The organism is Streptomyces sp. NPDC002306, assembly GCF_053593435.1.
Genome location: NZ_JBSFCK010000011.1, coordinates 132055 through 143227, shown reverse-complemented (window position 1 = coordinate 143227; position 11173 = coordinate 132055). Strand labels below are relative to the sequence as shown.

At 72.8% G+C, this 11173-nt stretch carries 12 protein-coding genes and 1 pseudogene; 6 read left to right on the top strand and 7 right to left on the bottom strand.

Annotated elements, in window-relative coordinates:
- The first annotated feature begins 16 nt into the window (after nucleotides 1-16).
- Nucleotides 17-898: a hypothetical protein gene (locus ACWCQK_RS22830; RefSeq protein ID WP_451157599.1), complete on the top strand. Its 882-nt coding sequence runs from the start codon at nucleotides 17-19 to the stop codon at nucleotides 896-898.
- A gap of 25 nt (nucleotides 899-923) precedes the next feature.
- Here the strand turns inward: ACWCQK_RS22830 and ACWCQK_RS22825 are convergent, their stop codons facing one another.
- Nucleotides 924-1277 carry a hypothetical protein gene (locus ACWCQK_RS22825; protein ID WP_451157597.1) on the bottom strand — a complete coding sequence of 118 codons (354 nt, stop codon included), beginning with the start codon at nucleotides 1275-1277 and terminating at the stop codon, nucleotides 924-926.
- Nucleotides 1278-1527: 250 nt separating this feature from the next.
- On the opposite strand from ACWCQK_RS22825, the gene ACWCQK_RS22820 reads away from it, so the two are divergent.
- The gene (locus ACWCQK_RS22820) at nucleotides 1528-2148 is read left to right on the top strand and encodes a TetR/AcrR family transcriptional regulator (RefSeq protein WP_451157595.1); all 621 of its coding nucleotides are present in this window, start codon (nucleotides 1528-1530) and stop codon (nucleotides 2146-2148) included.
- A gap of 34 nt (nucleotides 2149-2182) precedes the next feature.
- Here ACWCQK_RS22820 and ACWCQK_RS22815 read toward each other — a convergent pair whose 3' ends face one another.
- From ACWCQK_RS22815 to ACWCQK_RS22805, 3 genes are all read right to left on the bottom strand, one after another.
- Entirely contained in the window at nucleotides 2183-2788 is a 606-nt protein-coding gene (locus tag ACWCQK_RS22815; RefSeq protein WP_451157593.1) for a GOLPH3/VPS74 family protein, read from the bottom strand.
- A 208-nt stretch (nucleotides 2789-2996) separates the two neighbouring features.
- Entirely contained in the window at nucleotides 2997-4271 is a 1275-nt protein-coding gene (locus tag ACWCQK_RS22810; protein ID WP_451157591.1) for a YbfB/YjiJ family MFS transporter, read from the bottom strand.
- 294 nt (nucleotides 4272-4565) lie between these two features.
- Nucleotides 4566-4868 carry a muconolactone Delta-isomerase family protein gene (locus ACWCQK_RS22805; protein WP_451157589.1) on the bottom strand — a complete coding sequence of 101 codons (303 nt, stop codon included), beginning with the start codon at nucleotides 4866-4868 and terminating at the stop codon, nucleotides 4566-4568.
- A gap of 191 nt (nucleotides 4869-5059) precedes the next feature.
- Between ACWCQK_RS22805 and ACWCQK_RS22800 the strand changes: the two genes are divergently transcribed.
- The 3 genes and pseudogenes from ACWCQK_RS22800 to ACWCQK_RS22790 form a co-directional block, all read left to right on the top strand.
- On the top strand, nucleotides 5060-5983 hold the full coding sequence (locus ACWCQK_RS22800) for a LysR family transcriptional regulator (RefSeq protein WP_451157587.1): 924 nt from the start codon (nucleotides 5060-5062) through the stop codon (nucleotides 5981-5983).
- Between the two features lie 198 nt (nucleotides 5984-6181).
- On the top strand, nucleotides 6182-6895 hold the full coding sequence (locus ACWCQK_RS22795) for an SDR family NAD(P)-dependent oxidoreductase (protein ID WP_451157585.1): 714 nt from the start codon (nucleotides 6182-6184) through the stop codon (nucleotides 6893-6895).
- Between the two features lie 45 nt (nucleotides 6896-6940).
- Nucleotides 6941-7309, top strand: a pseudogene (locus ACWCQK_RS22790) (SgcJ/EcaC family oxidoreductase); the annotation flags it as partial.
- Between the two features lie 18 nt (nucleotides 7310-7327).
- Here ACWCQK_RS22790 and ACWCQK_RS22785 read toward each other — a convergent pair.
- Nucleotides 7328-8110, bottom strand: a complete 783-nt coding sequence (locus ACWCQK_RS22785) for an SDR family oxidoreductase (protein WP_451157583.1) — start codon at nucleotides 8108-8110, stop codon at nucleotides 7328-7330.
- Nucleotides 8111-8313: 203 nt separating this feature from the next.
- Here ACWCQK_RS22785 and ACWCQK_RS22780 point away from each other — a divergent pair, with 203 nt between their 5' ends.
- The gene (locus tag ACWCQK_RS22780) at nucleotides 8314-9189 is read left to right on the top strand and encodes a helix-turn-helix transcriptional regulator (protein ID WP_451157581.1); all 876 of its coding nucleotides are present in this window, start codon (nucleotides 8314-8316) and stop codon (nucleotides 9187-9189) included.
- A gap of 63 nt (nucleotides 9190-9252) precedes the next feature.
- Here the strand turns inward: ACWCQK_RS22780 and ACWCQK_RS22775 are convergent, their stop codons facing one another.
- Both ACWCQK_RS22775 and pgm read right to left on the bottom strand, forming a co-directional pair.
- Nucleotides 9253-9426 carry a CsbD family protein gene (locus tag ACWCQK_RS22775; protein ID WP_451157579.1) on the bottom strand — a complete coding sequence of 58 codons (174 nt, stop codon included), beginning with the start codon at nucleotides 9424-9426 and terminating at the stop codon, nucleotides 9253-9255.
- Nucleotides 9427-9513: 87 nt separating this feature from the next.
- Entirely contained in the window at nucleotides 9514-11154 is a 1641-nt protein-coding gene (gene pgm / locus ACWCQK_RS22770; protein ID WP_451157577.1) for a phosphoglucomutase (alpha-D-glucose-1,6-bisphosphate-dependent), read from the bottom strand.
- Nucleotides 11155-11173: the final 19 nt, after the last annotated feature.

Below are 11173 nucleotides of genomic sequence, written 5' to 3'. Positions count from 1 at the left end.
GCACTATCTTCACATCATGTCCACGCCATCGGAGCCTTCGCAGCAGCCCCCGAACGACCCGGGGGCGCCGGCACAGCCGACCGCGTATCCCTACCCGAACCCGCAGACCCCGAGCGCGGGCGGTCCGGCGGACCGTCCCCCGCCGGCCCCGGCCCCCGTGCCGGCTCAGCAGACCTTCTACGCGCAGCCCACCCTGGTGGGGCAACAGGGCGGCCCCTACCCCGCGCCGGGCCCGTACGGCCCCTACCCTGCCCCGCGGCCCGGCGGCGACAGCGGTGCCGGACGGGCCGTCCTGTGGGCCGCCGTCGGCGCGGTGGCCGCCTCCGCCGTTTGGGCGGTCGGCGTCTTCGCGCTCGACGGCCTGGGCGACCGCGCGGATCTGCGCGGCTACCGGGCCCCGTCGAACCTGTGCACCAACGGCGACTACTCGTCCTTCCGCGCCGAGTACCCCGAGGACGGCACCTCGCCGACCCACAGCTCTCTCGAGGACGGCGCCCTGGACGAGTCGTCCTGCAGCCTCGCGCTGAAGAAGAGCGCTTCGACCTACTCGGACGCGTATCTCTCCGTCCAGGTGGACCTGCACAAGAAGACCGACCCCGGGCCGGAGTTCACCGCCTCCTGGAACAACTACCCGGAAAGCCACAAGGGTTACGACGTGGAGGCCGTCAGTGGCATCGGCGAGGAGGCCTACCTCGTCACCCAGGACACCACCAGCGGCACCACCAGCGGCTCGCTCTACGCCACCCTCGCCGTCCGGGACGGCTGGATGACGTACACGATGACCTACAGCGCCTACCTCAGCTCGTACGACACCGACGCCGATCCGCCCGAGCTCGACGAGGTGACCGACTGGCTGCGCTCGGACACCAAGGCCACCCTGGAGGAACTCAAGAGCTGACGACCCCCGCGACCGCTCCCCCGGCTCACCGGAACTCGTGCACCACGTGGATCCCGCCGACGATGTGCGCGTTGAACGCGTCGAGCTCCTCGGCCGGCACCCACAGTTCGAGTATCGTCCGGCCGCCCGCCTGCCGGACGGGATAGCGGCTCAGGAACTCCGACTCGACCTCGAAGCGCGTCACGAACCCGGCTCCGTCGTGCCTGACGTTCCAGTCCCTGGCGATCTTGATCGCGTAGTCCTCGTCGAGGACCGGGTAGAAGATCGGCTGCTCGGGCAGCCGTGGCGGCCAGGCGGCCCAGCCGAGCTCCCGGACCAGCTCCAGCTCCACGGGCCCGGTGGGACGCCACAGGGTCGTGGTCGGTCGTGAGCTGCTCATGGGAATCGCCTCGGTGTCTGCCGGCGCGGTAGGGCCGGTCGGGAGCTCGAACGGTACCGGCGCCGCCGGCGCGACGGCCACGGGGTTTCGGCGCCGAGGCCACGTCGGGGTGGCGAGGCCACGTCCGGGTGGCGAGGCCACCTCCGGGTGGCGAGGCCCGCGTCCGGGCTCCGGCGGCCGCGGAAGTGTCAGGGTCCTGTTTTTTAGTCGACCGGTCTAGTAAGGCGGCGTACAGACGTACACTCGCCCCATGGGACGGACCAGTGACGCCAGGGAGAAGATCGTCGGTGCCGCGCAGTCGCTGATCGAACTGCGGGGCTACTCGGCGCTCGGCGTGGCGGAGATCTGCAAGGCGGCCGGGGTACCCAAGGGCAGCTTCTACTACTTCTTCGAGTCGAAGGAGGCGCTCGCGCTCGCCGTCATCGACGAGCACTGGGCCGGCCAGCGCCAGGCCTGGACCCGGGTGCTGACCGGCGACGCGGAGCCGCTCCAGCGGCTGCGGCTGCTGTTCGAGGAGACGGAGGCCGGTCAGCGCACCGGCCAGCTGAGCTGCGGCACCGTCTCGGGCTGTCTGTTCGGCAACCTCACCCTGGAGATGAGCAACCAGACCGAGGCCATCCGCGCGCGGCTGCAGGAGATCTTCGACGCGCAGGTCGAGATGGTCGAGGCGGTCGTCGCGCAGGCTCTGGCGCGCCGCGAGGTCGCGGTGAGCGACACCCTGGAGGCGGCGCGGTCCGTGGTCGCTCAGCTCGAAGGCCAGGTGCTGTTCGCGAAGCTCTACAACAGCACCGGCCGGCTCGGCCCGCTCTGGGCGAACTGCCTGGCCCTGCTCGGAGCCCGCGCCCCGCAAGAGGTTCCGGCCGCTCTCTGAGCGACCTCGGCCCCTCTCTCCCCCGGTGTCCCTGTCATTCGCCGCGCCAGACATTGTCGAAAGCCGCGTCCTCGACAGCCTTCCGTTGCCGTACGGCCTCCAACTCCACCACCGCCTCGTTGACGGCCGCCAGCACGGTCACGACCGGATCGCTCACCGCGTCGAGGGAGTGCTCGTCCGGCTGCTCGGTCATCCCGACGGCGGCCGCGAGCGCGGCGAGCACCGGATCGCCCGCGTGCCAGCGGTCGGCCGCGTGGCTGCGGGCCGGCGAGTCGACCAGCGCGGGCTCCGTGGTGCGCAGGGGATTCCAGCCCCGGCGCCGGGTGGTGAGGTCGCCGTCCTTCTCCATGGCGGCGAGGTACGCCCGGGACAGGCCGCGCCCGCGCCGCCACAGCCAGTCCTCGATCGACTCGTACGGCTCCTGCCGGACGAGGGACGACGCGGCCTCGTCCAACAGGCCCTCCCCCAGGGCCGGCTGGAGACCGGGCAGGAGCCGGTCGTCGCGCAGGGTGAGGACCTCGGCGCCGATCAGGTCGATGGCCTCGGCTCCGGCGAGGGCCAGCGACAGGTCGCCCGGCTCCACCGGGCCGGCGGACCGCACGTCCATCGTGACGATCATCAAATCCGTGGCGGTGGTCATGAGCGACTCCAGGTCAGAGGCGTGAGCAACGGTAGGTCAGCGGCGTGAGCAACGGCCGGTGGCCGGGCGTCCGGGCCGCCGCCGAGCGCGTGGCCCGGTGCGGCGCATGGCGGCGCGGGAGGCAGTCGGCGGGCGGCGGGGACGATCGTACGGTGGGCGCGGTGTCCGGGGCGGGGCCTCCCGCCGGTCCGACGGCGGTCGGGTTCCGTCAGCGGCGGTCGGCCCGCGTCGGGACAGTGTCCGCCGGTGCCGGGCGCGGTACGGGGACGGCACGCCGTGCGGCGGTCAGGTGGTGGGGGAAGCCGACGCGCAGGACGCCGGCGGCGACCGCGGCGGCGAGGACCACCAGGGAGGCCAGGATCAGGGCCTGCCGGTATCCGTCGCGCAGCAACGGGGCGACGAGCAGCGGACCGAGGATCTGACCGACGGAATATCCGGCGGTCAGCAGCGCGACCGAGCGGGGGAGACGCAGATCGGCACCCGCGGCCAGGGCGATGGTGCTGATGCCGATGAACGTCGCGCCGAACAGGACCGCGGAGATCAGCGCGGCCGTCACCCCGCCGACGAGGGCCGGGAGCGCTATGCCGACCGCCTGGAGGACGAGCGCCGCGAGCAGTACGTCCGGGCCGGACGAGTGCCGTCCGAGCCGCGCCCACAGCGCCGAGGACGGCACGGCCGCCACGCCGACCAGGACCCAGGCCCCGCTGCCGGTCCAGCCCGGGGAGCCCTGGCCGATCGCGGCGACCAGGAAGGTTCCGGCGACGATGTATCCGACGCCCTCCAGGGTGTAGCTCGCGCACAGGACGGCGAACCAGCGGTGCGTGCGCGGCGCCGAGGGCCCGGTCCCGGCTGTCGGAGACTTCCCCGTGGCCGCCGGTGGCGGTTCGGGGCGGAGGTTCCACGAGGCGGCGGTGAGGACGGCGGTCAGGGCGGCCGCGGCCCACCAGGCGGCCCGCCAGTCGGCCGCGGACCGCAGTACGAGGACGAGCAGGCCGGACAGCGCGATCCCGGCACCGACCCCGCCGAAGCCCCAGCCCGGCAGGTGGGCCGGGTGCTGCCGCAGGTGGCCGAGAAGGGAGCTGACCGCGACGACGAAGATCAGCGCGCTGGCGGCCCCGGCCAGCAGTCGCAGTACGAGCCACACCCCCGTGCTGTCGGTGAGCGGCATCGCGGCCAGGGTGGCCGTCAGCACCAGTAGCGAAGCGCGCAGGAGCGTGCGTGAACGGACCAGCGCGGGGGCCAGGATGCCGGTGAGGGCGCCGCCGAGGTAGCCGACGTAGTTCGCGGTGGCCAGATGCGCGCCCGCGTCGGCGGACAGCCCTGCCTGGGCCTGCATCAGGGGAAGGATCGGGGTGTAGACGAAGCGGCCGACCCCCATGCCGGCGGCCAGCGCCGCGGCCGCCCGGACGACATGACCCCAGGGCGAGTCCGACGGGTTGTCCGAGGGGGTGGACAGGGGGCCTCGCGGACGTACCGCGGTCATGACCTGTGCCTCATGACGTGTTCCTCCATGCCTGATGGCGTGTTTCTCCGTGCCTCATGGCGTGTCACCTCGTGGCGTGGTCCTCAGCGACCGGCTGGCGGGGGAGGCGTTGGCGCGCGCGGGCGCGTACGCGAGGTGGGGCGCACGCGGGCGAAGGGGGCGCGCGGGCGCGGGGCGCTGATCGAACGCGAGCGGGGCGTGGCACGCCCCGGGGGGCGCTGATCGAACGCGAGTGGCGCGTGGCAGGCCCTCGCGGCCGGGTGGCGGAACCGGGTGAACGGGTGCCCGCGGGCGTCACGCGGCGGGGTCGGATCGCCCCGGGTCGTTGGGGTGGGACTCGAGCGCGGTGACGGTGACGCTCATCCAGGGGCGCAGCGGCAGCGTGCCGAGCACCTTCTCGTGGAGTTCGTCCTCGTCAGACGCCCGCCAGATGCCGATGCTGCGCAGTTCGCCGACCGGGCGCCACAGCCGCGCGAGATGGCCGGTGGCGGCGAGCTCCCCGGCGCGGACGGCTTCGGCGGCTCGCCGCCGGTCGACCTCGTCCTGGCTGGTGCCCTCGGGAACGGTGGTGGTGATCTCGACCAGAAATTCGCGCATGTCCTGCTCCTTTCGACGGCACGCCCGGCACGGTCCGTACGCGAGCACGAGGACCGCTCACCGGCGCCCCGGGTCAGCGGCCGCGACGGCGCGCTCCGCGGTGTCCTCCCTCTCATCGTGTCCGGCCGGCCCGGTGGCCGCCACGACCGGCCTTCTCGCTGCTGGTAGCCGCAGCCTCCCACCGGCGTAGAGTGGCGGTCGTGGAGCTTCGCCAGCTGCGGTACTTCGTCGCGGTCGCCGAGGAACTGAACTTCGGCCGGGCCGCCAAGCGACTGCTGATCGCCGGGCCCTCACTGTCCCAGCAGATCAAGGCGCTCGAACGCGACCTAGGCGTACGCCTATTCGATCGCGATCGGCGCTCGGTGGCCCTCACCCCGGCCGGCGCCGACCTGCTCCCGCACACCCGCGCCCTGCTGGAACGTGCCGCCGACCTCCACAGCCGCGCCGACCGGCTGGCCGGATCGCAGCCCGTCCGGCTCGGCTACGTCAACTGGCTTCCCGCGGACCTCACGGCGGCCACCTCCGCGGTGGCGCGGATCCATGTCGACGCGTGGGTCGCGCCCTCCCACACCCAGGCCGCCCGGGTGGCCGACGGCAGCCTGGATCTCGCGGTGTGCTGGGTGCGGAACGAGGACCTGGAACGGCACGGCCTACTGGCCCGGCTCCTCGGCGCCGACCGGCTGTACGCCGTGGCGACCGGCGACGACACGAGCGCCGTGGCCGCCCGGGACACCTGCGTCCTCCTGGACGACGACACCACCTCCTGGGCGTCCTGGAACGCCTACGCCGAGGAACTCGCCCAGGACACGGGGGCGCGGGCGATCCGCGTCTCCGACGGCGGCATCACCGGCCCCGCCTTCTTCGACCACGTCCGCCGCTGCGGTCATCCGGTGCTCAACTCACCCAAGGGGCAGACCACTCCCCTGCCGCCCGACCTGGTCCGGCGTCCCGTCGTCGCGCCGGAGGCGCACTGGACCTGGTCGCTCGTCAGGCGCCGCGGCGAGGTCCGGGGCGCCGTTCTCGCCACCGTCGACGCCCTCTGCGACGGCGTGGGCGACCTCGGCGTCAACGCCCCGGACGTCTGGCTACCGGCAGGCGACCCGCACCGGCACTGACCTGTACTGGGAGGCCGAGCCTCCCAGTTGGGAGCGAACCGGTCCCGAAAAGGCCGCGCCGATCTTTGACTTCCCCGTGGGGCGCGACCTACGGTCTAAATAGTCGACCGGTCGGCTAGTAAGTCGAACAGGAGCGGGACACCGCTCCCACCGGTCGCGACCACTCACTCACCGTCCCGTTCCCGGTAAGGAATCATCATGAGCTCTCAGCACCAGAAGGTCGCCGTCGTCACCGGTGCCTCCCAGGGCATCGGCGCCGACATCGTCGAGGCCTACCGCAAGATCGGTCACGCCGTCGTGGCCACCTCGCGCACCATCGCCGAGTCGCACGACCCGGACCTGCTCACCGTCCAGGGCGACATCGCCGACCCCGCCACCGCCGAACGCGTCATCGCCGCGGCCGTCGAGCGCTTCGGACGGGTCGACACCCTGGTCAACAACGCGGGCCTCTTCGTCGCCAAGCCCTTCACCGAGTACACCGCGGAGGACTACGCCACGGTGACCGGCGTGAACCTGGCCGGCTTCTTCCGCATCACGCAGCTGGCCATCGGCCACATGCTCGCCCAGGGCGGCGGCCACATCGTGAACATCACCACCAGCCTCGTCGACAACCCCGACTCCAACGTGCCGTCCGTGCTCGCCTCCCTGACCAAGGGCGGTCTCCAGTCCGCCACCAAGTCGCTGGCCATCGAGTACGCCACCCGGGGCATCCGTACCAACGCCGTCTCGCCCGGCACCATCAAGACCCCGATGCACCCGGAGGAGACCCACGAGATGCTCGCCGGCCTGCATCCGGTCGGCCGGATGGGCGAGTCGAGCGACATCGCCGACGCGGTGATCTACCTGGAGAACGCCCCGTTCGTCACCGGCGAGATCCTCCACGTCGACGGCGGCATGAGCGCCGGCCACTGATCACGGGCTCCCGGACCCCGATCCCCCTCGACAGGAGAGACCCCGATGAACAGTGCCACGGACCCTGAGGCGATCCTGCGCGGCGTTCTCGACCGATGGCAGGAGGCCGTCGACGGACACGAACCGGAGCTGGTGGCCGCCGTCTTCACCGAGGACGCGATCTTCCAGGGGCTGCGCCCCTACAGCGTCGGACGGCAGGGTGTCGCCGCCTACTACGACTCCCAGCCCCTCGGGATGACGGCCGGGTACCGGATCCTGGAGACCAGACGGCTGAGCGATGACCTTGTGCTCGGTTACCTGAAGGCCGACTTCTCGTTCACCGACCGGCCCACGGTGAGCGTCCATCTCGGTGTCCTGGCACGGCGGGTGGAGGACGCCTGGTACCTCGGCCACTACCAGGTGTCGCGCCTCGACCAGGGGCCGGGGCAGCCCTCAGATGATGCCGCCGTTGGCGCGTACGACCTGGCCGTTGACCCAGTGGCCGGCGGGTGAGGCGAGGAAGGCGACGACCGCGGCGATGTCGGCGGGAGTGCCGAGGCGCTCCAGCGGAGGCTGCGCGGCCAGGTGGGCGATGGTCTCCTCGTCCTTGCCGTCGAGGAAGAGCTCGGTGGCCGTCGGGCCGGGGGCGACGGCGTTGACGGTGACGTCCCGGCCGCGCAGCTCACGGGCGAGGATCAGGGTGAGCGCCTCGACGGCGCCCTTGCTGGCGGTGTAGCCGCCGTAGCCGGGGAAGGCCAGGCCCACCACGGAGGTGGAGAACATGACGAACGCGCCGCCCGGCCGGATCCTGCGCGCCGCCTGCTGGGCGACGACGAAGCTGCCGCGGATGTTGGTGCGGTGCATCGCGTCCAGCTCCGCCAGGTCCAGTTCGGCGACCGGCGCCAGATGCATGCGGCCGGCCGCGTGAGCGACGACGTCGATCCCGCCGAACTCGTTCTCGGCCGCGTCGAACAGGGCGGCCACCTCGTCCTCCTCGGCGACGTCGGCCCGGACGGCGACGGCCCGGCCGCCGTCGGCGGTCACGGCCCGCACGGCGGCTTCGGCGTGGTCGCGGTTGCCCGCGTAGCCGACCACGACGGCGAATCCGTCGGCGGCGAGCCGGCCGACGGTCTCGCGGCCGATGCCACGGGAACCGCCCGTGACGATGGCCACGCGGGGCCGGTCGGCGCCCTGGTCGGGCGTGGAGTGACTGTGGGCCGGGTCCTGGGCGGGCATCGTGGACTCCTTCAGGGGGTGCGGTGCGGCGGTCCGGGAACGGTGAGTCGTTCGCGGCGTCGGGCGGGCCTCCGGCGCGCCGGCCGGTGGTGCCCCGCTCGTGACTCCAGCGTGCGCCGGTGTGGTCGGGACAGCCACGGCTGTCCCGACCCTGGGGTCGGCGGCCCCTGGCTCAGCCCGGCGACCCGCGTGAGGATGGAGCGGTGAACCACTCGGAGCTCGCCGCGTTCCTGAAGTCCCGGCGCGACCGGATCCGCCCGTCCGACGTCGGGCTGCCGACCGGACCGCGCCGCCGGGTCGCCGGTCTGCGGCGCGAGGAGGTCGCCCAGCTGGCGGGCCTGTCCGCGGACTACTACACGGAGCTGGAGCGCGGACGCGGCGCCCAGCCGTCGGCGCAGGTCCTCGCCGCTCTCGCCAGGGCCCTGCGGCTGAACGGCGACGAGCGCGATCACCTGTTCCACCTCGCCGACCGTCCGGTCCCGCCGGCGTACCGCGGCCCCACCGCGCACGTCCAGCCGGCCCTGCTCGGCCTGCTGGACCGGCTGACCACCACCCCCGCCCAGGTCATCACCGACCTGCACGAGGTCCTCGTCCAGAACGAGCTGGCGGCCGCGCTCGTCGGGCGGCCGCAAGCCGTGCGCGGCCCGGAGGCGAGCTTCGTCCACCGCTGGTTCACCGACCCGGCGGCACGCGCGCTCTACCCGGTCGAGGACCACCCCCATCACTCCAGGGTGTTCGTGGCCGATCTCCAGGCGGTCGCCGCCCTGCGCGGCGACGACAGCGAGGTGGCGGGGATGGTGGCGGCGCTGCGCAGGCGCAGCGAGGAGTTCGCCGCCCTCTGGGACAACCATGACGTCGCCCTGCGGCGCACCGACCACAAGCGCATCGTCCACCCGGCGCTGGGCGTCATCGAACTGGACTGCCACAGTCTGTTCAGCGAGGACGGACGTCAGCGTCTGCTGTGGTTCACCGCTCCGGCCGGGACCGAGGGCGCCGCCCAGCTGGAGCTGCTGTCGGTCATCGGGACACAGGACATGTCGAGCGGGACCGGCGCGGCCGACGGAATGCCGAGGGGCTGAGACCACCGGCGTGCGGCGGGGCCCGGCTCACAGGTCGGGCCCCGCCGTACGCCGGTGCGCTCCTCAGTGCTTGAACGCGTCCTTGGCCTTCTCTTTCGCCTGACGGGCGTCTCCCTTGGCCCGCTCGGCGTGCCCCTCGGCGGTCATCGTCTCGTTGCCCACCGTGCGGCCGACCGTCTCCTTCGCCTTGCCCTTGAGCTGCTCCTTCTTCGCCTTGGCCTTCTGGTCTCGCGCCACTGTCGCTCACTCCAAACGGCTGTCGACATGCGCTTCCACCCGACGGGTGACCCTCGCGCCGGCGCCTAAACGCCGGCCGCGCCCGGCTCAGCCGCCCAGCGCCGCCCGCACCACGGCCTTGGCCTCGTCCTGGACCCGGCCGAGGTGGTCGGGGCCGAGGAACGACTCCGCGTAGATCTTGTAAACGTCCTCGGTGCCCGACGGCCGGGCCGCGAACCAGGCATTCGCGGTGGTCACCTTGATGCCGCCGATGTCCGCGCCGTTGCCGGGTGCCTGGGTGAGCACCGAGGTGACCGGCTCCCCGGCCAGGGTGTCCGCGCGGACCTGCGCCGGGGACAGCTTGCCGAGCAGCGCCTTCTCCTCCCGGGTCGCGGGGGCGTCGATGCGCGCGTAGGCGGGCTCGCCGAAGCGGGCGGTCAGCGCCTTGTAGTGCTCGGACGGGCTCTTCTCGGTGACCGCGGCGATCTCGGAGGCGAGCAGGGCGAGGATGATGCCGTCCTTGTCGGTGGTCCACACCGAGCCGTCGCGGCGCAGGAAGGACGCGCCGGCCGACTCCTCGCCGCCGAAGCCGAGCGAGCCGTCGACCAGTCCGTCGACGAACCACTTGAACCCCACCGGCACCTCGACCAGTTGACGGCCGAGGCCGGCGGCGACCCGGTCGATCATCCCGGACGACACCAGCGTCTTGCCGACCCCGGCGTCGGCGGGCCACCGCTCGCGGTGGGCGTACAGATAGGAGATCGCGACGGCGAGGTAGTGGTTGGGGTTCATCAGCCCGGCGTCCGGTGTCACGACGCCGTGCCGGTCGGCGTCGGCGTCGTTGCCCGTGGCGATGTCGAAGCGGTCGCGCCGCTCGATGAGCGAAGCCATCGCGTACGGCGACGAGCAGTCCATACGGATCTTGCCGTCCCAGTCCAGCGTCATGAACCGCCAGGTCGGGTCGGTGAGCGGGTTCACCACGGTCAGGTCGATCCGGTGCTGCTCGGCGATACGGCCCCAGTAGGCGACCGACGCGCCGCCGAGCGGGTCGGCGCCGATACGCACGCCGGCCGCCCGGATCGCGTCCAGGTCCAGCACGCTCGGCAGGTCGGCGACGTAGGCGCCGAGGAAGTCGTGGCGGCCGGTGCCGGGCGCGGTGAGCGCCCGCACGTACGGGACGCGCCGTACGTCCTTGAGGCCGGCGGTGATGATCTCGTTGGCCCGGTCCTGGATCCAGGAGGTGGCGTCGGAGCCGGCCGGGCCGCCGCTCGGCGGGTTGTACTTGAAGCCGCCGTCGGCGGGCGGGTTGTGCGAGGGGGTGACGACGACCCCGTCCGCGAGGCCGGAGGTGCGGCCCCGGTTGTGGGTGAGGATGGCGTGCGACACCGCCGGAGTGGGTGTGTAGCCGTCCGCGCTGTCGATGAGCACCGTCACGTCGTTGGCCGCGAACACCTCGAGGGCGGTGACCCGGGCGGGTTCCGACAGGGCGTGGGTGTCGGCGCCCAGGAAGAGGGGGCCGTCGGTGCCCTGGGAGGCGCGGTACTCGCAGATGGCCTGGCTGGTGGCGGCGATGTGGTCCTCGTTGAACGCGGTCGCCAGGGAGGATCCGCGGTGCCCCGAGGTGCCGAACGCCACGCGTTGTCCCGGGTCGGCCGGGTCGGGGTGCAGGGCGTAGTACGCCGTGACCAGCCGGGCGACGTCGATGAGGTCCTCGGGTCCGGCCGGCTTGCCCGCTCGCTCGTGCGGCATCTGCCCGTTCCTCCGTATC